At 63.2% G+C, this 21,785-nt stretch carries 20 protein-coding genes and 1 tRNA gene; 3 read left to right on the forward strand and 18 right to left on the reverse strand.

Annotated features, from left to right (window positions below):
• The 16 genes from WH367_RS13750 to rpsB form a co-directional block, all read right to left on the reverse strand.
• Positions 1 to 789 carry a TrmH family RNA methyltransferase gene (locus tag WH367_RS13750; RefSeq protein ID WP_339536542.1) on the reverse strand — a complete coding sequence of 263 codons (789 nt, stop codon included), beginning with the start codon at positions 787 to 789 and terminating at the stop codon, positions 1 to 3.
• 51 nt (positions 790 to 840) lie between these two features.
• Positions 841 to 1,476 (reverse strand): ribonuclease HII, encoded by a 636-nt coding sequence (rnhB, locus tag WH367_RS13755; RefSeq protein WP_027010822.1) that lies wholly within the window; start codon positions 1,474 to 1,476, stop codon positions 841 to 843.
• A complete protein-coding gene (gene lpxB, locus WH367_RS13760) occupies positions 1,448 to 2,629 on the reverse strand; it encodes a lipid-A-disaccharide synthase (RefSeq protein WP_339536543.1) in 1,182 nt (393 codons plus the stop codon). Before lpxB ends, rnhB begins: the two co-directional genes overlap by 29 nt.
• The gene (gene lpxA, locus WH367_RS13765; protein ID WP_021026567.1) at positions 2,629 to 3,429 is read right to left on the reverse strand and encodes an acyl-ACP--UDP-N-acetylglucosamine O-acyltransferase; all 801 of its coding nucleotides are present in this window, start codon (positions 3,427 to 3,429) and stop codon (positions 2,629 to 2,631) included. Before lpxA ends, lpxB begins: the two co-directional genes overlap by 1 nt.
• Before the next feature lie 6 nt (positions 3,430 to 3,435).
• A complete protein-coding gene (fabZ, locus tag WH367_RS13770; RefSeq protein WP_021026566.1) occupies positions 3,436 to 3,876 on the reverse strand; it encodes a 3-hydroxyacyl-ACP dehydratase FabZ in 441 nt (146 codons plus the stop codon).
• Between the two features lie 12 nt (positions 3,877 to 3,888).
• Positions 3,889 to 4,875: a UDP-3-O-(3-hydroxymyristoyl)glucosamine N-acyltransferase gene (gene lpxD, locus WH367_RS13775; protein WP_339536544.1), complete on the reverse strand. Its 987-nt coding sequence runs from the start codon at positions 4,873 to 4,875 to the stop codon at positions 3,889 to 3,891.
• A 13-nt stretch (positions 4,876 to 4,888) separates the two neighbouring features.
• The gene (locus WH367_RS13780; RefSeq protein ID WP_021026564.1) at positions 4,889 to 5,410 is read right to left on the reverse strand and encodes an OmpH family outer membrane protein; all 522 of its coding nucleotides are present in this window, start codon (positions 5,408 to 5,410) and stop codon (positions 4,889 to 4,891) included.
• Entirely contained in the window at positions 5,410 to 7,650 is a 2,241-nt protein-coding gene (gene bamA / locus WH367_RS13785; protein WP_373604917.1) for an outer membrane protein assembly factor BamA, read from the reverse strand. Before bamA ends, WH367_RS13780 begins: the two co-directional genes overlap by 1 nt.
• Before the next feature lie 104 nt (positions 7,651 to 7,754).
• A complete protein-coding gene (rseP, locus tag WH367_RS13790; protein ID WP_339536545.1) occupies positions 7,755 to 9,116 on the reverse strand; it encodes an RIP metalloprotease RseP in 1,362 nt (453 codons plus the stop codon).
• 55 nt (positions 9,117 to 9,171) lie between these two features.
• Positions 9,172 to 10,350 (reverse strand): 1-deoxy-D-xylulose-5-phosphate reductoisomerase, encoded by a 1,179-nt coding sequence (ispC, locus tag WH367_RS13795; protein ID WP_339536546.1) that lies wholly within the window; start codon positions 10,348 to 10,350, stop codon positions 9,172 to 9,174.
• A gap of 8 nt (positions 10,351 to 10,358) precedes the next feature.
• Positions 10,359 to 11,213: a phosphatidate cytidylyltransferase gene (locus WH367_RS13800; RefSeq protein ID WP_339536547.1), complete on the reverse strand. Its 855-nt coding sequence runs from the start codon at positions 11,211 to 11,213 to the stop codon at positions 10,359 to 10,361.
• A 61-nt stretch (positions 11,214 to 11,274) separates the two neighbouring features.
• Positions 11,275 to 11,988, reverse strand: a complete 714-nt coding sequence (gene uppS, locus WH367_RS13805; protein ID WP_339519912.1) for a polyprenyl diphosphate synthase — start codon at positions 11,986 to 11,988, stop codon at positions 11,275 to 11,277.
• Positions 11,989 to 12,015: 27 nt separating this feature from the next.
• Positions 12,016 to 12,576 (reverse strand): ribosome recycling factor, encoded by a 561-nt coding sequence (gene frr / locus WH367_RS13810; RefSeq protein WP_021026558.1) that lies wholly within the window; start codon positions 12,574 to 12,576, stop codon positions 12,016 to 12,018.
• 49 nt (positions 12,577 to 12,625) lie between these two features.
• A complete protein-coding gene (pyrH, locus tag WH367_RS13815) occupies positions 12,626 to 13,345 on the reverse strand; it encodes a UMP kinase (RefSeq protein WP_339536548.1) in 720 nt (239 codons plus the stop codon).
• An 80-nt stretch (positions 13,346 to 13,425) separates the two neighbouring features.
• Complete coding sequence (gene tsf, locus WH367_RS13820; protein ID WP_021026556.1) at positions 13,426 to 14,316, reverse strand: translation elongation factor Ts; 891 nt, start codon at positions 14,314 to 14,316, stop codon at positions 13,426 to 13,428.
• Between the two features lie 114 nt (positions 14,317 to 14,430).
• On the reverse strand, positions 14,431 to 15,183 hold the full coding sequence (rpsB, locus tag WH367_RS13825; protein WP_021026555.1) for a 30S ribosomal protein S2: 753 nt from the start codon (positions 15,181 to 15,183) through the stop codon (positions 14,431 to 14,433).
• 351 nt (positions 15,184 to 15,534) lie between these two features.
• On the opposite strand from rpsB, the gene WH367_RS13830 reads away from it, so the two are divergent.
• Positions 15,535 to 16,791 (forward strand): NAD(P)/FAD-dependent oxidoreductase, encoded by a 1,257-nt coding sequence (locus WH367_RS13830; RefSeq protein ID WP_339536549.1) that lies wholly within the window; start codon positions 15,535 to 15,537, stop codon positions 16,789 to 16,791.
• A gap of 49 nt (positions 16,792 to 16,840) precedes the next feature.
• Positions 16,841 to 18,418 carry an NAD(P)H-hydrate dehydratase gene (locus WH367_RS13835; protein WP_339536550.1) on the forward strand — a complete coding sequence of 526 codons (1,578 nt, stop codon included), beginning with the start codon at positions 16,841 to 16,843 and terminating at the stop codon, positions 18,416 to 18,418.
• A gap of 16 nt (positions 18,419 to 18,434) precedes the next feature.
• Here the strand turns inward: WH367_RS13835 and WH367_RS13840 are convergent, their stop codons facing one another.
• Positions 18,435 to 19,193, reverse strand: a complete 759-nt coding sequence (locus WH367_RS13840; protein WP_312986502.1) for an SDR family oxidoreductase — start codon at positions 19,191 to 19,193, stop codon at positions 18,435 to 18,437.
• Between the two features lie 82 nt (positions 19,194 to 19,275).
• Complete coding sequence (gene rnr, locus WH367_RS13845; RefSeq protein WP_312986503.1) at positions 19,276 to 21,582, reverse strand: ribonuclease R; 2,307 nt, start codon at positions 21,580 to 21,582, stop codon at positions 19,276 to 19,278.
• 19 nt (positions 21,583 to 21,601) lie between these two features.
• On the opposite strand from rnr, the gene WH367_RS13850 reads away from it, so the two are divergent.
• Positions 21,602 to 21,686, forward strand: a tRNA-Leu gene (locus WH367_RS13850).
• Positions 21,687 to 21,785: the final 99 nt, after the last annotated feature.

A 21,785-nucleotide genomic window follows, 5' to 3' on the forward strand; every position in this document is an offset into this window, starting at 1 on the left:
TCAATCGGCGCGGCCTGCCGCACTGGCATGCAGGCAAATGGCCGCTGCCGCGCCCACATTGAGCGACTCCTCGCCCCCAGGCTGGGTGATGCGGATGTGCTGGTGGGCCACCGCCTGCAAGGGCTCGGACACGCCCTGCCCCTCATGGCCCATGACCCAGGTGCAAGGCCAGGGCAAGGCGGCGCGGTGCAGCCAGTCACCCTGGTGCGAGCTGGTGACCAGCAGCGGCTGCTGCAAGGCCAGCACATCGTCCTGCGAGGCATTCTCGACCAGGTGCAGCGCAAAATGCGCACCCATGCCGGCGCGCAGCACCTTGCCGCTCCACAGCGCAGCCGATCCCTTGAGCGCAATCACCTGGCCAAAACCAAAGGCCGAGGCACTGCGCAAGATGGAGCCCACATTGCCGGCATCCTGCACACGGTCAAGCACCACGGCCGCCACGCCGGGCTGGATACCCGCCTGCTGCAGCGGCAGGTCCATCAAAAAGCCAAAAGGCGCAGGCGATGGCAGCGGGCTGAGGCTGGCCAACAAGGCCGTGTCGATGACGATGTTGCGAGCGGCCGCATGGGCATAGACGTTCTCGGGCGACTGCCAGAATTTTTCGGAGAACACGGCCACTGCCGGCTTGACGCCACGCGTCAGCGCTGCGCGGCAGAGGTGGTCGCCCTCGATCCAGTAGCGCCCCTGCTTGCGGTAGGCCGCACCCTCTTCCATCAAACGGCGCAAATCCTTGACCAAGGCATTGTCACGCGACTGGATAAAAACGGGAGGATGCGCAGCAGGGGACACAGATGATTCCTTTGCGCAGGCTTGGCGCCTGCAAACAGCGAGGGCGGAGGTTTAGGCGCCCGTCTTGACCAAGGCCATTGCCTGGGCCACCGGAGAGAACGAGCGCCGGTGCTCCGGGCAGGCGCCAAAGCTCTGCAGCGCCGCCAGGTGCACAGCGGTGCCATAGCCCTTGTGCGCGGCAAAGCCGTACTGCGGGTAGAGCCGGTCGATGTCCTGGCACCAGCGGTCCCGGTGCACCTTGGCCAGGATCGATGCGGCCGAGATGGCCTGCACCAGCGCATCGCCTTTGACGATGGCCTCGGCCGGCATCTCCAGGCGCGGAATGCGGTTGCCATCGACCAGCACGCGCACGGGCTTGAGGCGCAGGCCATTGACCGCACGCTGCATGGCCAGCATCGTGGCTTGCAGGATATTGAGGCCATCGACCTCTTCGACGGAGGCCTGCGCAATCGAGCAGCACAGCGCCTTGCCGCAGATCTCGTCATAGAGGCGCTCGCGGGCGCGCGCCGTGAGCTTCTTCGAATCAGCCAGCCCGGCAATGGGCGAGCGCTCATCCAGAATGACCGCTGCCGCCACCACCGGGCCCGCCAAGGGGCCCCGCCCTGCCTCATCCACACCCGCAACCAAGCCCGGCGGATGCCAAGGCAAGGAGGCCTGGTCAGGCAGAGAGAATTTTTTGGATGGCATCGGCAGCAAGCTTTGGGGTATCCCTGCGCAGTTCCAGGTGCAGGTCATGAAAACGCTGCTCCAACTGGGCCAGGCGTGCTGGATCAAGGCGTGGCGCGTCCAACCATTGCGCCACTGCCTCGGCCAAGGCCTCGGGCGTCGCCGCCTCTTGCAGGAGCTCGGGCACGACAAAGTCTTGGCACAGGATATTGGGCAGGCCCACCCAGGGCTGCAGCTGCTTGCGGCGCATCAAGCGCCAGCTGATGGCATGCATGTGGTAGCTGATGACCATGGGCCGCTTGAACAGCGCCGCCTCCAAGGTGGCGGTACCGCTGGCGATCAAAGTGCAGTCACAGGCCTCCAGCGCCAGATGCGACTGGCCATCCAGTACCCGGATGCGCTCCAATATCCCGCATTCAGCAGCCAGCGCATCAATGCGTGCGCGCAAAGCCGGAACGGCAGGGACGACGATTGTAAGCGAAGGTCGCGCCTGCAAAAGGCGCGCGGCGGCCAGAAAGAATGGCTTGGCGATGTAGCTGACTTCCGAGGCGCGGCTGCCCGGCAGCAGGGCCAGCACTTCGCCCTCCAGCGGCAAGCCCAGCTGCTGGCGTGCCGCTGCACGGTTGGGCTGCAGCGGGATCACATTGGCCAGCGGATGGCCCACATAGGTGCCGGCAATGCCGTGCTGGGCCAGCAACGCGGGCTCAAACGGGAAAATGCACAGCACATGGTCGGCCGAGCGGCGGATCTTCTCCACCCGCTCTGGGCGCCAGGCCCAGATCGAAGGGCAGACAAAATGCACCGTCTTGATGCCCTGGGCACGCAGGCGCTCTTCGACACCCAGGTTGAAATCGGGCGCATCGACGCCGACAAACAGCCGGGGCGGCTGCGCCTTCAAACGCTGCACCAGTTGCTTGCGGATGCGCAAAATACCCCAGATGCGGCGTACCAGCTCGGCGCTGTAGCCATGCACGGCCAGGCGCTCGCTGGGCCACCAGGCCTCAAAGCCGGCCTGGGCCATGCGCGGCCCGCCAATGCCAGCCGAGCGCAGGCCGGGAAAATCAGCAGCCAGGCCCTGCAGCACCAGGCCAGCGAGCAGGTCGCCCGAGGTCTCGCCGGCCACCATGGCCAAAAACATCTCTTGCTGCGGGTCCATGACGGCAGGCACAGCCATCAGCGCACGATGCCGCGCTTGGATTGCTGCAGAAAGTCGAGCATCAGCTGCACATCGGCCTGGGCTTCGGCCTCGCAGCTGCCCTGCAGGTTGTCCAGCGCTTCAACAGCCGCCTGCAAGGTCAAGCCGCTGCGGTACAGCAGCCGGTAGGCCTGCTTGATGACCGCCAGGCGCTCGGCACTGAAACCGCGCCGGCGCAGGCCTTCCAGGTTGAGACCACGCACCGCCAGTGGGTGGCCGTCGACCATGCAGAACGGTGGTACATCCTGGCTGATATGGCTGGCAAAACCGGCCATCACATGGGCGCCCACCTTGGTGAACTGGTGCACGCCCGACAGACCACCAATGATGGCCCAGTCGGCCACATGTACATGACCGGCCAAGGTGGCATTGTTGGCCAGGATGGTCTGGTTGCCGACCTGGCAGTCATGGGCAATATGCACATAGGCCATGATCCAGTTGTCGTCGCCGACACGGGTTACGCCGCCATCCTGGGCGGTGCCGGTGTTGAAGGTGCAGAACTCGCGAATGGTGTTGCGGTCACCAATCTCCAGCCGGGTCGGCTCGCCTGCGTATTTCTTGTCCTGCGGCACGCCGCCCAGAGCAGCATGCGAATGGATCACATTGGATTCACCGATCGTGGTGATACCCTCGATCACGCAGTGCGTCCCCACCTTGGTGTGGGCGCCAATGCAAACCTGGGGGCCAATAACTGCGTACGGCCCAACTGACACCGTGGGGTGCAACTGGGCCGCAGGGTCAACGATCGCCGTGGGGTGGATGGGACTGACCGCCGTCATCTACCGTTATTCCACGTGGCGCATGGTGCACATCAGCTGTGCTTCTGCGGCGACTTCGCCTTCCACGCTGGCCACGGCATTGAACTTCCAGATACCGCCGCGCACGCGGTCAATGGTGATCTCCAGCACCAGCTGGTCTCCCGGCACCACCGGGCGCTTGAAGCGCGCCGAGTCGATACCGACAAAGTAGTAGATATTGTTTTCATCGGGCACCTGGCCCATGGCATCAAAGGCCAGCAGGCCAGCGGCCTGCGCCAAGGCTTCCAGGATCAGCACACCAGGCATCACAGGGCGGCCCGGGAAGTGACCGGTAAAGAACGGCTCATTGAAGGTGACGTTCTTGATCGCCTTGATGCGGGTGTTGCGCTCAAGCTCTTGCACGCGATCCACCAGCAAGAAGGGGTAGCGGTGAGGCAGCTGCTTGAGAATTGCTTGAATATCCATCATTGTGAACTCGGCTTAGCCGTTTTTCTGAGTTTGCTCCAAGGCCTTGATTCGGTCCCTCAACGCATGGAGATGTTTTAGGGTAGCGGCGTTCTTTTCCCAGCTGCCATTGTCGTCGATAGGAAAGAAGCCGGTGTACTGACCTGGCTGCCTGATCGAGCGACTGACCACGGTGGCCGCCGAAATATGTACATTGTCGGCGATTTCCAGGTGGCCCAGAATCATTCCAGCCCCTCCAATCGTGCATTGGCGTCCGATTTTGGCGCTTCCGGCGATGCCGACGCAGCCGGCCATGGCCGAATGCTCACCAATCTCGACGTTATGGCCGATCTGCACCTGGTTGTCGATCTTCACGCCATTGGCAATGATCGTGTCGCGCAGCGCTCCGCGATCAATGCAGGTGTTCGAGCCGATCTCGACATCATCGCCGATCTGCACACCACCCAATTGCTCAATCTTGATCCAGCGCCCGTCCTCATTGGCAAAGCCAAAGCCGTCGCCGCCGATGACCGCACCGGGCTGCACCAGCACACGCTCGCCCAGCACGCAGTCGGCCCCGACGGTCACCCGCGAGGTCAGCACCGAATCGGCACCGATGACGGCACCGCTGGCGACATGGCACAGCGGCCCAATGGACGCAGAAGGGTGCACGATGGCACCCTCTTCCACCACCGCAGAGGGGTGGATACCGGCGGGCACCGGGCGTATCGCATGGTGCTTGCGCCACAGCTGTGTCAGCCGCGCAAAGTAGAGGTAGGGGTTGTCCACCACCAGGAAGGCGCCGCCACGCTGGCGCGCCTGCTCCTGCATCTGCGCACTGACGGCGATGCAGCCGGCCTTAGAGGCCAGCATCTGGGCCTGCAGCTTGGGGTTGCTGAGAAAACTGAAGTCCTGCGGACCGGCATCTTCGAGCGAGGCAATCGCCTGGATCTCCATCGCTGGATCTCCTTGCCGAAGCGCCCCTCCCAGGACCTCAATGATCTGAACTAGCTGCAGGCTCACGCGTACCTCTGTCTTACTTGGCAGGGGCAGAAGCGTTCAGGGCCTTCAGAACCTTTTCGGTGATGTCGAACTTGGGGTTGATGTAGACCGCTTCTTGCAGCACCACATCGTACTTTTCCTGCTCGGCCACTTGCTTGACGACCTTGTTGGCACGCTCGAGCACCTGGGACAGCTCTTCGCTCTTGCGGGCGCTGAGGTCTTCCTGGAATTCGCGGCGCTTGCGCTGGAATTCACGGTCCTGGTCCACCAGCTGGCGCTGGCGCGTCACGCGCTGGCTCTCGGACAGCGTTGGCGCATCACGCTCAAACTTTTCGCCAGCGGTCTTCAGGGCATTGCCCTGGTCCAGCAGGTCTTTTTCACGCTTGGAGAACTCGGCCTCCAGCTTGGTTTGCGCAGCCTTGGCGGCGTTGGCTTCGCGGAAGATGCGATCTGTATTGACAAAACCTGCCTTGAACTCTTGGGCCTGCGCTGCAGCGCCAAAGGACAGCGCTGCTGCCAATACCAGCAATGGGAAAGAACGAGATACGGTTTTCATTAGAAAGATGTTCCGATTTGGAATTGCAATTTCTGGATTTTATCGCCTGTGAATTTGCGAAATGGCTGAGCATACGCCAAACGCAGCGGTCCCAGTGGGGAAATCCAGCTCAACCCGATACCTGCAGACGCACGCATTTCATTCAGTTTCAAATCCTGCTCGTCACCCCAGACATTGCCCGCGTCCACAAAGGCAAACCAGCGGAAGGTACGATCGTTGCCGGTGCCGGGCATCGGGCCGATGAACTCGGCGTTCAGGGTGACCTTCTTGGAGCCGCCCAGCGTCGCGCCGGTCACGTCACGGGGACCGAGGGTGTTTTGCTCAAAGCCGCGCACCGAGCCCAGACCACCGGAGAAGTAGTTCTTGAACACGGGGAAGACCTTGCCGCCCATGCCCTTGCCCCAGCCGGCCTCGCCGTTCAGCGCAATGGTGTAGCGCTTGTTCAGCGGCAGGTACTGCTGGATCTGGTAATTGCCCTTGAGGTAGCGGGCATCACCAAACAGCGACCATTCGGAGTTCAGCTTCTGGAAGCGGCCCGAATTGGGCGCCAGTGCGCTGTCACGGCTGTCACGCGACCAACCCAGGGTCAGCGGGAAGTTCAGGCTCGTGTCGCCGTAGCGGGTGGCGTAATCCAGGTAGGCCGCCGGCATGTTGGTGCCCAGCTTGATGCGGGTGTTCTCCAAGCCGCCGCCGACATAGATGGTGTCAAGTTCGCTGAACGGAATACCAAAGCGCACGCTGGCACCGGTGGTCACGATCTGGTAGTTGCCGCCCTGCTCGTCATAAGGACGGTCGGTACGGTAGTACATGTCGTAGGTACGCGAGATACCGTCCGGCGTGAAGTAGGGGTCGGTCGTGCTCACCACCAGGGTGCGGTGGTACTTGCTGGTGTTGACGTCGATACCCAGGTAGTTGCCCGAGCCAAAGACGTTTTCCTGCTTGATACCGAAGGTCAGCGAGACCTTTTCAGCGCTGGAGTAACCGGCACCCAACTGCAGCGAGCCGGTGGGCTTTTCCTGCACGGTGACGTTGACGTCAACCTGGTCGGGCGCGCCGGGCACCTCTTGTGTGTCGATCGCGACATCGTTGAAGAAGCCCAGGCGGTCGACGCGGTCGCGTGAGAGCTTGATCTTGTCCGAGTCGTACCAGGACGCCTCGTACTGGCGCACTTCGCGGCGCACGACCTCATCACGCGTGCGGTTGTTGCCAGCGACGTTCACGCGGCGCACATAGGCGCGGCGCGATGGCTCGGCCTTGAGCACCAGCTCAACGCGGTTGTTCTCGCGGTCGATCTCGGGCACCGCTTCCACGCGCGAGAACGCATAGCCAAAGCTGCCGAAGTGGTCGGTAAAGCGCTTGGTGGTCTCGGTCACGCGGTCGGCGTTGTAGGGCTCACCGGGCTTGATCGAGATCAGCGACTTGAACTCGTCCTCGCGCTCCAGGTAGTTGCCTTCGAGCTTGACGCCCGAGACCACGTACTTGGGGCCTTCATGGATCTGCAGGTTGATCGAGATGCGCTCCTTGTCCGGCGAGATCGACACTTCGGTCGACTCGATGCGGAACTCCAGGTAGCCACGCGAGAGGTAGTAGGACTTGAGCGTCTCCAGGTCGGCGTTGAACTTGGAGCTGGAGTAGCGGTCGCTCTTGGTGTACCAGCTGAGCCAGCCGCCGGTGTCCTGGTCGAACAGGTCGGTCAAGGTCGATTCCTTGAAGTCCTTGTTCCCGCTGATGTGGATTTCCTTGATCTTGGCCGCATCGCCTTCGGTGACGGTGAAGGTCAGGTTCACGCGGTTGCGCTCGATAGGCGTGACCGTGGTCACCACCTCGGCGGCATACAGGCTCTTGTTGATGTACTGGCGCTTGAGCTCTTGCTCGGCGCGGTCGGTCAGGGCCTTGTCGTAAGGACGGCCTTCGGTCAGGCCCACATCCCGCATGGCCTTTTTCATCGCGTCCTTGTCGAACTCCTTGGTGCCCAGGAAGTCGACGTTGGCAATGGTGGGGCGCTCTTCCACCACCACGACCAGCACATTGCCATTGGCTTCCAGGCGCACGTCCTTGAACAGGCCCAGCGCGAACAAGGAGCGAATGGCTGCCGATCCCTTTTCGTCGTTGTAGTCATCGCCCACATGCAAAGGCATGGACGCGAAGATGGTGCCCGGCTCTACGCGCTGCAGGCCTTCCACACGAATGTCCTGGATAGTGAATGGGTCCAAAGCCCACGACAGCTTGGCAAGCAGCATCAACGCAGCTGCAGCCGTGGTCTTGCGAAGAAGCGAAGAAGGGATGGAATATGTCATTTGTGATAGCAACCAGAGCCGCTCATTATGCAGCAGGGGCAAGAAAGTCAGCCCAAGAGCCGAGACAAATCGTTAAAGAACGCAATGCACATCATGAGCAGCAAAACGGCTATACCGCCTTTTTGCAAGCGCTCCATCCATTGCAGGGTGGGTGGCTTGCCAGTGACAGCCTCCCAAAGATAATACATCAGGTGACCGCCATCGAGCACCGGCAGCGGCAGCAGATTGAGCACGCCCAGACTGACGCTGATCAGGGCCAAAAAGGCCAGGTATTGGGTGAGGCCGACCTCGGCAGATTTGCCCGCGTATTCGGCAATCGTCAGCGGCCCGCTGATGTTCTGCAGCGAGGCCTGGCCGATGACCATCTTGGCCATCATCTTGACCGTCAGCGCCGAGACTTCCCAGGTCTTTTGCGCACCCCGGGCAAGGCCTTCCCAGGGGCCATAGCGCACATCCACCATCGCAGGCGGCGCGCCGATGAAGGCGCCCAGGCGGCCGATCTTGCTGCCCTTGTCCTCGCTCTGCGCGAGCTGCACCGGCACATGCAGCTGCGCGCCGTTGCGCGACACCAGCCAGTCCTGCAAGGCAGGCACGCCCTGCTCGCCCGATGCGCGAATCATGCGGCGCAGCTCGCCGCCATCGCCCACGCGCTGGCCATCGATGGACAGCACCTTGTCGCCCTTGCGCAGCGCCGACTGGGCCGCTGCACTGCCCGCCTCAAAGTCGCCCAGCACGGCATCAGTCCAGGGATGGGTCAACCCAATTTTTTCGACCAGCTTGGCATCGGCCTCACGGGCATCGATGCTTGACAGCGGCAAGCGGTAGCTGCGCTCTGCAGCGCCGGCACCGGGGCGGGCGCTCAGCACCACATCCTTGCCACCCAGTGCAGCCTGCGCCACAAACCAGCGCAGGTCGTCAAGCGAACGCACCGCTTCTGGCTCCGCATCGGGGAAACCCATGGACACAATTTCTTCACCGCCTTGCATGCCCGCCTGGGCCAGCATGCTGGCAGCCGGTGGCGTGCCGACAATGGCCGCGGGCTCGCGCACACCCACCCAGTTCACACAGGCGTAGAGCAGCACGGCCAGCAGCAGATTCGCCAGCGGCCCTGCGGCCACGATGGCCGCGCGCGAGCGCAGCGGCTGCACATTGAAGGCCAGATGGCGCTCATGCGCGGCAACCGGCGCCTCACGCTCATCGAGCATGCGCACATAGCCGCCCAGCGGAATGGCGCTGATGACGAATTCGGTGTCTGCGCCTTTTTTCTTCCAGCGCAGCAGGGGGCGGCCAAACCCCAGCGAGAAACGCAGCACTTTCACGCCGCAAGCCACGGCCACGCGGTAGTGGCCATATTCGTGCACGGCAATCAAAACGGCCAGCGCAACGACAAATGCAACAACGGTCAACATTGCTCAAGCCCTTGCTATGAAAAACGCGATTCTACTGAGCCGGACAATAGCCCTGTCAAACGGCCAGCTCCGAAATAAGGCCTTCGGCATAGGCACGCACCTCGGCATCGAGCGCCAGCAGCGCATCGATGCTGTCCGGCGCCTGCGGCTGCACGCCTTCGAGTGCCTGCGCATTGACCTGGTAGATCTGGTCAAAGCGCATGCGGCCGTCCAGAAAAGCGGCGACCGCCACTTCGTTGGCAGCATTGAGCACCGTGGTCGTGCCATGGGGCGCACGCAGCGCCTGCCAGGACAGGTGCAGGCCAGGAAAGCGTGTTGCATCGGCCTCTTCAAAGGTCAGCGCCGATAGCTTGGCAAAATCCAGTGGCGCCGCGCCACTGGCCACGCGCTCGGGCCAGGCCAGGCCACAGGCGATCGGCACGCGCATATCGGGCGTCCCCAGCTGGGCCAGCACCGAGGCATCACGGAACTGCACCATCGAATGCACGATCTGCTGCGGATGGATCACCACCTTGATCTGCTCGGGCTGCAGGTTGAACAGCCAGCGCGCTTCGATCACCTCCAGCGCCTTGTTCATCATCGTCGCCGAGTCGATCGAGATCTTGCGGCCCATCGCAAAGTTGGGATGGTTGCCCGCCTGCTGCGGCGTCACATCACGCAGGCTCGATGGCTCACGGGTGCGGAACGGACCACCCGAGGCCGTCAGGATGATGTGGTCCACGCGCTGGGGCCAGACCGCAGGGTCTTCGGGCAGGCACTGGAAGATGGCCGAATGCTCGCTGTCGATGGGCAGCAAGGTCGCGCCGCCGTCGGCCACCGCATCCATGAAGAGCTGGCCACCGACGACCAGGGCTTCCTTGTTGGCCAGCATCAAGCGCTTGCCGGCCTTGGCCGCTGCCATCGCAGGGCGCAGGCCGGCGGCGCCCACAATGGCCGCCATCACCGCATGCACATCGCTGTGGGAGGCCACCATCTCCAGCGCCGCCTCGCCTTCGAGCACTTCGACCCGGCTGCCTGCCGCTTGCAGGCCTGCGCGCAATTGGGCGGCAGCCGCAGCGCCGGTCATCACCGCATAGCGCGGCTGGAACTGCAGGCACTGCGCGAGCATCAGGTCCACGCGCGAATGCGCGCTCAGCGCAAAAACGCGGTAGAGGTCGGGGTGGCGCGCCACCACATCCAGGGTGTTGGTTCCGATCGAGCCCGTCGATCCGAGCACGGTAACTTGCATGGTCATCGCGAGGTTCACTTATCCAAAAATTGCAGCAGCATCAGCGCCAGCGGCACCGTCGGCAAGATGGCATCGATGCGGTCAAGCACACCACCATGGCCGGGCAGCAGATGGCTGCTGTCCTTCATGCCGGCGCTGCGCTTGACGAGGGACTCCACCAGGTCGCCGGCCACGCTCATGCCGGCCAGAAACACGCAGGACAGCACCATCAGCCAGGGCGAAAAATCCCAGAGCCGGCTGTAGAAGCTGGGCACCTGCGCGCCAAAATGGCGGTCCGCCCAACTCCACACCAAGGCCATCAGCAGCACGCCCAGCGCGCCGCCCCATACGCCTTCCCAGCTTTTGCCCGGGCTGATCGCCGGCGCGAGCTTGTTCTTGGTAAAACGCAGACCGAACTGGCGGCCTGCAAAGTACGCGCCAATGTCGGCCATCCACACCAGGGCAAAGACCGACAGCAGAAAATTCACGCCCATCCACTTGGCCTGTGCAATCGCCAGCCAGGCCACCCACAGCGCCAGCACACCAACCACCAGGCGCAGTGCGCGCGGAATGGGCGCCCAGCCAGGCACCCCACCCTTGAGCAAGAAGGCGGCCAGCAGCACCCAGGCGGCACCAGCCACCAGCCAGACAGCCGGCAGCGCAGCCTGCGTCCAGCCCATGGCCCAGGCAGCGCCGCACAGCAGCAAGGCGACAGCCCCCAGGCCGTAGGCGGCCAGGCCCTGCAGGCCATTGAGGCGCCCCCACTCCCAGGCCGCGGCGACCACGGCCAACAGCATCAACGCAGCAAAGGGAACCGGATTGCCCGCGACGATGGCGGGCACCAGAATCAGCAGGAGAACAATGGCCGTGATGATGCGTTGTTTGAGCAAATGGATCTCCTGAAAAAAGAAAACTGATGCCTACAGCGGCAGGCATCAGCGGGCAGGGGCACTACGAGGGGGACTGGACCAGTTGCTCGGACGTCTTGCCAAAGCGGCGTTCGCGCCGCTGGAATTCGGCTATCGCTTCGTCCAGGGCCTGTTCGTCAAAATCAGGCCACCACTTGTCACTGAAATACAGCTCCGAATAGGCCGATTGCCACAGCAGAAAATTGCTGATGCGCATCTCGCCACCGGTTCGGATCAGCAGATCGGGGTCGGGCACATGGGCCAGGGCCATGGCATCGTTGAGGGCCACTTCGGTGATGGCCTGGCCCGCAGCGGCCAGCTTGGCTGCCGCCTGGGCAATGTCCCAGCGGCCGCCGTAGTTGAAGCAGACGTTGAGCACCATGCGGTCGTTGTGGGCCGTGGCCTGTTCGGCTTGTGCCAGACCCGCCTGCACCTTGGCAGACAGGGAGGCGCGGTCACCGACAAAGAACAAACGGATGCCGTCACGGGCCAGCGATGGCACCTCCTTGGCCAGTGCGCCGGCCAGCAGGTTCATCAGGCCATCGACCTCGTCGGTCGGCCGGTTCCAGTTCTCGGAAGAAAAGGCAAACACGGTGAGCACCTTGACGCCGCGCTCGGCACAGGCCTTGGCGCAGCGGCGCAGCGAGTCCACCCCTTGCTTGTGGCCTGCCAGGCGTGGCAGAAAACGGCGTTTGGCCCACCGGCCATTGCCATCCATCACGATGGCAATGTGGTGCGGTATTGCAGCAGCAGTCATGCGCGGAAAAACAGATCCAGACCTGGATCAGACCGCCATGATGTCTTTTTCTTTCTCGACCACCAGCTGGTCGATCAGCTGGATGTGCTTGTCGGTGATCTTCTGCACCTCGGCTTCCGAGCGCTTTTGGTCGTCTTCCGATGCTTCCTTGTCCTTGACCAGCTTCTTGACGCCTTCGTTGGCATCGCGGCGCAGGTTGCGGATGGCGATCTTGGCGTTCTCGCCTTCGGCCTTGACCAGCTTGGTCATTTCCTTGCGGCGCTCTTCGCTCATCGGCGGCATCGGCACGCGGATCAGGTCGCCCATTGAGGCCGGGTTCAGGCCCAGGTCGCTTTCGCGGATGGCCTTTTCGACCTTGGCCGCCATGGCCTTTTCCCAAGGCGTCACGCTGATGGTGCGGCTGTCGATCAAGGCGACATTGGCCACTTGCGACAGCGGCATCATCGAGCCGTAGTAATCAACCTGGATGGTGTCCAGCAGCGCGGGATTGGCGCGGCCGGTGCGGATCTTGGTCAGGTTGTTTTTGAACGCGGCAATCGATTGGTCCATCTTGCCTTCGAGATTCTTCTTGATTTCTGCGACTGTCATTGTCAACTCCTAACTACCACATTCTGCTCTTGCACACGCCAGCCGCCCATCAGGCGTAGACCAGCGTGCCCTCTTCTTCGCCCATCACCACGCGCTTGAGCGCGCCACTCTTGACGATGGAGAATACACGGATGGGCAGCTTCTGATCACGGCACAGGGCGAAGGCCGTCGCATCCATGATGCCCAGGTTGCGGCTCATCGCCTCATCAAAACTCAGCTTGGTGTAGAGCGTGGCATTGGGATCCTTCATTGGATCGGCCGTGTAGACACCGTCGACCTTGGTGGCCTTGAGCACCAATTCTGCGCCAATTTCAGCACCGCGCAGCGCCGCTGCGGTATCGGTGGTGAAGAAGGGGTTGCCCGTACCTGCAGCAAACACCACGACCTTGCCCTCTTCGAGGTACTGCAGCGCCTTGGGACGCACATAGGGCTCGACCACCTGCTCAATCGCAATCGCCGACATCACGCGCGCGGTCAGGCCTTGCTTGTCCATCGCATCGGCCAGCGCCAGCGCATTCATCACCGTGGCCAACATGCCCATGTAATCGGCAGTGGCACGGTCCATACCGACCGAGCCGCCGGCCACGCCGCGGAAAATATTGCCGCCACCGATCACGACAGCGACCTGAACGCCCAGCCGAGTCACCTCGGCAATCTCCTCGACCATCCGCACAATGGTTGCGCGGTTGATGCCAAAAGCATCATCCCCCATCAGAGCTTCACCGGAGAGTTTGAGAAGAATGCGCTTGTGGGCAGGGCTTTGGGACATGGTGGAGAGCTCCAGGTGTGGGGGATGGGTGAAAAAACGATAGGTGAAACAAAGGGGCCGTAGCCCCTTTGTCAGGATGATTACTGGCCCTTGGCGGCCGCAACCTGCGCGGCGACCTCGGCAGCGAAGTCATCCACCTTCTTCTCAATGCCCTCACCCACCACGTAGAGCGTGAAGCTCTTGATCGAGGTGTTGGCGGCCTTGAGCATTTGCTCAACGGTTTGCTTGCCGTCAGCGGCCTTCACGAAGACTTGGTTGAACAGCGAGACTTCCTTGAGGTACTTCTGCACAGCGCCGTCCACCATCTTGGCAGCGATGTCAGCGGGCTTGCCCGACTCTTCAGCCTTGGCTGCAGCGACGGTGCGTTCCTTCTCGATCAGCTCGGCAGGCACGTCAGCGCTGGTCAGCGCCACGGGCTTCATCGCAGCCACGTGCATCGCCACGTCCTTGGCTGCTTGCGCGTCGCCTTCGAACTCGACCACCACACCGATGCGGGTGCCGTGCAGGTACAGCGCCAGGTTGCTGCCTTCGAAGCGCTTGAAGCGGCGGAACGACATGTTCTCGCCGATCTTGCCGACCAGGCCCTTGCGCACGTCTTCCAGGGTGGGGCCAAAGCCGTCTTGCTCGTAAGCCAGTGCGCTCAGGGCTGCCACGTCGGCAGGGTTCTTTTCGGACACCAGCTTGGCCGCTGCATTGGCCAGGGCGATGAAGCTGTCGTTCTTGGAGACGAAGTCGGTTTCGCTGTTGACTTCGATGATCGCGCCGTTGTTGCCTTCAACCACAGCAGCGATCACGCCTTCAGCGGCAATACGCGATGCTGCCTTGCCGGCCTTGGTGCCCAGCTTGACGCGCAGCAGCTCTTCAGCCTTGGCCATGTCGCCATCAGCCTCGGTCAGAGCCTTCTTGCATTCCATCATGGGCGCGTCGGTCTTAGCGCGCAGTTCTGCCACCATGCTTGCGGTAATTGCCATTTTTCTCTCTCCGTATTCAGTTCAGTTGGGGTGATTGTGGAAACGTAGGTAAAAAAAACGGGGCTAATCTGGAGCCCCGCTTTTCATTCGCGGCCCAATGGGCAGCCCTGTGGATTAAGCAGCGGTGTTTTCCACTTCCACAAACTCGTCGCCTTCTTCGCCGGAAGCAGCCTTGACCACATCGTTCACGGCGTTGGCACGGCCTTCCAGGATCGCGTCGGCGATACCGCGAGCATACAGCTCCACAGCCTTGGCCGAGTCATCGTTACCAGGGATCACGTAGTCGATACCTTCTGGGTTGTGGTTGGTGTCAACCACGCCGATCAGAGGAATGCCCAGCTTCTTGGCTTCAGCGATGGCAATCTTGTGGTAGCCCACGTCGATCACGAAAATGGCGTCAGGCAGCGCGTTCATGTCTTGAATGCCGCCGATGTCCTTTTCCAGCTTTTCCAGCTCACGAGCAAACATCAGTTGCTCTTTCTTGCTCATAGCTTCCAGACCCGCTTCTTGCTGAGCCTTCATGTCCTTCAGACGCTTGATCGAGGTCTTGACGGTCTTGAAGTTGGTCAGCATGCCGCCCAACCAGCGTTGGTCGACGTAAGGCACGCCAGCACGTTGTGCTTCGGTGGCCAGGATTTCGCGCGCTTGGCGCTTGGTGCCCACCATCAAGATGGTGCCACGGTTGGCCGACAGCTGCTTGATGAACTTTTGTGCGTCCTGGAACAGAGGCAGGGTCTTTTCCAGGTTGATGATGTGAATCTTGTTGCGGCTACCGAAAATGTACTGGCCCATCTTGGGGTTCCAGAAACGGGTTTGGTGGCCAAAGTGGACGCCGGCTTCCAGCATCTCGCGCATCGTAACGGACATATATCTTCTCCGAAGGTTAGGTCTAAAATTCTGCCCAACTATCACGGCAGCCGTGCTTGTGCACCGCATGCCGCAACACCTTAGGTAGGCAGGTTTGCGATTTCGTTTTGAACCGATGTGGCAAGCCACACTCGGCAAAACCCTAGGATTCTAACATAGTCCGGCATGGGTCGCGAAGAAGTCGCGCCAACCCCACCTTGACGATTGCTTGCGTTTTTTGAACCACAGTGGCGCGCCTTACCACGGCGAGCGCAAAAAACTAGGCACAATCTGGCACTCGAACGCACGGCTTTTGCAAATGCTTGCACCGGCCGTGCCCCACTCTATGAACGGCCCCCTGTTTTTGTTGTTATGAAGATTGCGATCGTTGGAGCAGGCATTGCAGGCATTGCAACGGCCTTCGAGCTGATGGAGGCCGGCAACGAGGTCAGTGTTTTCGAGCAGCACCGCGCTGCTGGCGAAGAAGCCAGCTTTGCCCCCTCAGGCCTGATGTGGCCCTGCGCGATCAATCCCTGGGGCGCCACCGCCTTCCAGCAGGCCTTGCAGCTGGGCATGTCGCGCCCGGCCTTTGCCGAACTGCAGGTCCAGGGCAGCGTGCTCTCCTCTGCCCGCCGCTGGGCACGCCGCCAGCAAGGCGTCGCCAAGAAGCTGCGCGACAGCGAAATCCTGCCTGCGCTGCAGTCGCTCGAGCTGCTGGCGATGCAGCGCATGCAGCATGTGCAGGAAATGCTCGAGATCAACGGCCAGTTCAGCCAGGGCCTGCTGCTGCCGCTGCGCAAGGAGCCCAGCGCCGCGGCACTGTATGAACTCACCCGGCGCCTGTCGGCCGCGCATATTGACTACCAGCGCTGCGACGAAGCCCAGACCCGCGCCATCGAGCCCGGCCTGGCCACCGAGATCCAGATTGCCGGCGCGCTGCACCTGCCCGAGGCCTGGTCCGGCAATGGACGGCTGTTCTCGCAAGGGCTGCTGCAGGCGCTGCAAACGCATGGGCTGCAGCTGCACACCCAGCAGGCCGTCAGCGGCATCCAGAGCGCAGGCCAGGGCCTGCGCCTGCAACTGGCCAGTGGCACGCAGGATTTTGATGCGGTGGTGCTCTGCGCCGGTGCCCACACCAACCAGCTGCTGCGCCCGCACCATGTGCAGCTGCCCAGCGCCCCTATCTATAGCTATAGCGCCAGCATCCAGATCAGCGAAGAGTCGCTGGCGCCACGCCGCGCAGTCATCGATCTGGAAAACAACATGATTCTGACGCGCCAGGGCTCGCGCCTGCGCATCAGCGGCGGCGCCGAGCTGGGCTACCCCGACAGCCCCGAGCGCAGCGATGACGCCCGCCACGCACTTATCAGCGTGCTGCTCGAGTGGTTCCCCGGCTGCATCCAGCCGAGCCAATCGATCCTGCAGATGTGGCGCGGCGCGCGCCTGACCGTGCCCGATGGCCTGCCGGTGGTGGGCGCCTCCGGCATCCCGGGCGTCTGGCTCAATACCGCGCACGGCGGCTTTGGCTGGGGGCTGTCGATGGGCTGCGCCCACCATGTGCGCCAGCTGGTCATGGGCCAGAGCACCAGCACCGCCCCCGAAGCGCTGGACCTGCAGCGCCTGCGCTGAGCACTTCGGCGAGCGACCCAGCACCAGGGCACTGCGCTACGATAGCGCCATGCCCGCTTCTGCCGCCCTGCCCTACCCCGCCCTGCTCTCCAGCGACCAGGTTCGCGCGCGCGAGCAATCGCTGGCGGCCACGCTGCCCCAGTACCGCCTGATGGCCCGCGCTGGCGAAGCCACAGCCCGCCTGGCCCTGGCCATCGCGCCGCATGCCCGGCATATCTGGGTCGTGTGCGGCGCCGGCAACAACGGCGGCGATGGCCTGGAGGCCGCCATCCATCTGCAAGCTGCTGGCAAGACCGTGCACATCAGCCTGCAGCCCAGCGCCGGCAAGGCCCTGCCCGCCGATGCCGCCCATGCACTGCAACGCGCCCAGGCAGCAGGCCTGGCGATCAGCGCGCAACCGCCCGCCCACTTCGACCTGGCCATCGATGCGGTCTGGGGTATTGGCCTGCGCGCCGGCCGCAGCGCCCGCATTGAAGGCCCCGTACTCGCCTGGCTGCAGCAACTGCTGGAAACCGATCGCGATGTGCTGTGCATCGACACGCCCTCAGGCCTGCTGGCCGATACCGGCGCCTGGCTGCCCTCGCTAGATTCCCTGGTGCCACCAGCACCCCGAGGACGCCGCTTCACGCTCAGCATGCTGGCCCTCAAGCCGGGGCTTTTTACCTTGCAGGGGCGCGACTGGGCGGGCGAGGTCTGGCTGGCAGCGCTGTCGGCCCACAACCCGGTCTGGCGCTGTGACCAGATTCCCGCCGCCGACATGGATACCTCCTCAGGCACCGGCCAGCTCGTCACCCAGGCGCCAACCCCTCTACCAACCCACAACAGCCACAAAGGCCTGTTTGGCGATGTCGGCGTCATCGGCGGCCAAAGCGCCAGCCACGATGGCCAGGGCATGGAAGGCGCAGCCATGCTGGCCGCCAGTGCAGCGCTGCATGCAGGCGCGGGCAGGGTCATGCTGCACCTGCTGGGCAGCAGCAGCGCATCACCCAGGCCTGGTGGTGTCGCGGCCGACATCATGCTCCGGTCGCTGGAGGCCATGCAGGCACTGCGCGGCAGCTTGGTTTGCGGCTGCGGCGGTGGCAGCCTGGTGGCCGGGGTGGTGCCCCAGGCCCTGCGACATGCAGGCAGCCTGGTGCTCGATGCCGATGCGCTCAACGCCATTGCCTGCCAGCCGGCACTACAACAAGCACTGTCGCACCGGGCAGCCCAAGGGGGTGCAACCGGCGCCACGGTGCTCACGCCCCATCCACTGGAGCTGGCGCGGCTCTTGGGCAGCAGCACCGCACAGATCCAGCACGACCGCATAGGCGCCGCGCGCCAGGCGGCACGGCAATGGCAGTGCCTGGTGGTGCTCAAGGGCAGTGGCTCGGTCATTGCCGCGCCAGATGGGCGCTATGCCATCAACCACAGCGGCAATGCCCGCCTGTCGATTGGCGGCACCGGCGATGTGCTGGCCGGCTGCATTGGCGCGCACCTGGCCGCTCTAGCACCGGGCAGCAGCTGGGCACAAGCCTGGCAGCCGCTGCTCCACGCCGTCTGGCTGCATGGCCATGCGGCCGATATCTGGCCGCCCGCACGCATGCTGACGGCTTCGCGCCTGGCGCGCAGCCTGCAACGGCCAGGTTAAAGATCAACCAACGGGCTTAGCCCCGGCCCACAAACGGCATCTTGGTGGCCATCACCGTGTGGAACAGCACATTGCATTCCAGCGGCAGATTGGCCATGTAGAGCACTGACTGGCCCACGACATCGACATCCATCAGCGGCTCGGGCGCAATCTCGCCATGCGCCTGCATGACGCCCTGGGTCATGCGCATCGCCAGCTCGGTGCCGGCATTGCCCACATCGATCTGGCCGACGGCGATGTTCCACTTGCGGCCATCGAGCGCGGCGGTCTTGGTCAGGCCCATCACCGCATGCTTGGTGGCGGTATAGGCAATCGACATGGGCCGGGGCGCATGGGCCGAGATGGAGCCATTGTTGATGATGCGCCCCCCCATCGGCGACTGCTGGCGCATCACGCGGAAGGCCTGCTGCAGGCAATAGAACATGCCGTTGAGGTTGACATTGACGACATCCTGCCAGGTCTCGACCGGCAGCTCATCGATCGGCACGGCTGGCGCGCCGCGCCCGGCGTTGTTGAACAGCATGTCCACCCGGCCAAACTGGGCGATGGCCGCATCGAACAAGGCCTTGACCGCCACCGGGTCGGCCACATCGGTGGGCACCACCAAGGCCTGGCCGGCGTCTGCCGCATGGCTGGCCACTTCCTGCAAGGGCTGCGCGCGGCGGCCGGCCAGCACCACCGACCAGCCGTCCTTCATCAAGGCCAGCGCCGCTGCGCGGCCAATCCCGGTACCCGCACCGGTCACCACTGCAATCTTGCGCGTCTTCTCGGTCATCCGTACTCCTTGGTTCTGTCAACAAAAAAGCCAGGCCATCGCTGGGATGGCCTGGCTTCGATCATAGTGAATTCACAGCCGATCAGCGGCGTTTGCGCGGGGTCTTCTGTCCCGGTTGTTTGCTCGCGCCCGCGCCCCGGTCGTTGCCACGCGGCTTGCCGGCACCATGGGCGGCACCCTTGGCCTTGCGCTTGAGGCTGGCGCGCTGCGCGTCATAGGCCTCATCGCGCCCCTCGCGCTGGCGACTGGACGGCGACGAGGCCACCTTGGCCGCACGGGCATTGGAGGCCGGCGCGCGGGCCGCATCCTCGCCCTCGCGCACCAGGCGGAAGTCGATCTTGCGCGCATCCAGATCCACGCGGCTGACCTGGATCTGCAGGCGGGTGCCAATCGTGTAGCGGATGCCGGTGCGCTCGCCGCGCAGCTCCTGGCGCATCTCGTCAAAGCGGAAGTAGTCGCCACCCAGCTCGGTGATGTGGATCAGACCTTCAACATAGAGCTGGTCCAAGGTCACGAACAAGCCAAACGAGGTGACAGCCGAGACCATGCCGCTGTACTCCTCGCCCAGGTGCTCGCGCATGTACTTGCACTTGAGCCAGGCTTCGACATCGCGGCTGGCCTCATCGGCGCGGCGCTCATTGGCACTGCAATGCAGGCCCGCCGCTTCCCAGGCCTGCACTTCGCGCGATACGCGTTGCACACGCTCGGCCTGCAGCTTTTGCTTGGGGGCAGCCACCCGGCTTGCCAGGCGCTTGGCCAGCTTGGCCTCGGCCTCGCCCGGCGTGGGCAGCAGCGGCAGCTGGTAGCGCTTGCCCAGCAGGGCGGCCTTGATGACGCGGTGCACCAGCAAATCGGGGTAACGGCGGATCGGGCTGGTGAAGTGGGTATAGGCCTCGTAGCCCAGGCCAAAGTGGCCGCTGTTGATCGGCGTGTAGATCGCCTGCTGCATCGAGCGCAGCAGCATCGTGTGGATCTGCTGGGCGTCGGGCCGGTCCTTGGTCGCCTGCGCAATGGCCTGGAACTCGGCCGGGCTCGGGTCGTCGCTGATCGACAGACCCACGCCCATGGCCTTGAGGTAGCCGCGCAGAATGTCCTGCTTCTCGGGCGTCGGGCCTTCGTGCACCCGGAAGAGCCCGGGCTGGCCGCTTTGCTGGATGAAATCTGCCGCGCAGACATTGGCTGCCAGCATCGCCTCTTCAATCAGGCGGTGGGCCTCGGTGCGGGTGCGGGGCACGATTTTCTCGATGCGGCCGTTCTCGTCGCAGATGATCTGGGTTTCGGTGGTCTCGAAATCCACCGCGCCGCGACGGCCACGCGCCGACAGCAAGGCCTTGTACACATCGTGCAGGTTCAGCAGATCAGCCACGCGCTCCTTGCGCTTGATCGCTTCCTGGCCCCGGGTGTTGGCCAGAATGGCCGCCACCTCGGTATAGGTAAAGCGTGCATGGCTGTGCATCACCGCAGGGTAGAACTGGTAGGCCTGCAGCTCGCCATCGGCGGTGACCAGCATATCGGCCACCATGCACAGGCGGTCCACGTTGGGATTGAGCGAACACAGGCCGTTGGAGAGCTTCTCCGGCAGCATCGGAATCACGCGGCGCGGAAAGTAGACGCTGGTGGCACGGTCGTAGGCATCGACATCGATGGCATTGCCGTTTTGCACATAGTGGCTCACATCGGCAATCGCCACCAACAGGCGCCAGCCCTTGGTGCGGCCAATCTTGGCGGGCTCGCAGTACACCGCATCGTCAAAGTCACGCGCATCTTCACCATCGATGGTGACGAGCGGGATATCGGTGAGGTCGATGCGGGCCTTGCGGTCGGCCAGGCGCACCTTGTCGGGCAGCTTCTTGGCCAGCGCCAGGCACTCGTCCGAGAACTCATGGGGCACGCCATATTTGCGCACCGCGATTTCGATTTCCATACCGGGGTCATCGATCTCGCCCAGCACCTCAACCACCCGGCCCACCGGCTGGCCAAACAAGGCCGGCGGCTCGGTCAATTCAACAACTACCACTTGGCCGGTCTTGGCCGCGCCGATCGCGCCATTGGGGATCAGTACATCCTGGCCATAGCGCTTGTCCTCGGGCGCCACCAGCCAGACGCCGCTTTCCTGCAGCAGCCGGCCAATGATGGGCTGCGCGGAGCGCTCGATGATTTCAACAATGCGGCCCTCGGGGCGGCCGCGGCGGTCGGTGCGCACGATGCGGGCGCGGACCCGATCTCGGTGCAGTACGGCGCGCATTTCATTGGCCGGGATGTAGATGTCGCTTTCGTTGTCATCCCGGATCACAAAGCCGTGGCCTTCACGGTGGCCTTGGACTACACCTTCAATTTCTTCTGACAAATTATCTGCTCCTGTTTTGGAAGCCGTTTTTTTGATATACAATCTGATTCTTTCCTGAAATGCCCAGGTGGCGGAATTGGTAGACGCACTAGTTTCAGGTACTAGCGGGTAACTCCGTGGAGGTTCGAGTCCTCTCCTGGGCACCAAGTTTAACGACAAGTACAACTTGTTTTGTGAAAACGGTGAAAAATCAGTCTTAACGGGCTGGTTCTACAGTGGTTTTTTTAGGAAAGTCGATAAGGGGC

It is taken from the genome of Comamonas sp. MYb21 (assembly GCF_037479395.1).
In the GTDB taxonomy this organism is placed as follows: Bacteria; Pseudomonadota; Gammaproteobacteria; order Burkholderiales; family Burkholderiaceae_C; genus Comamonas.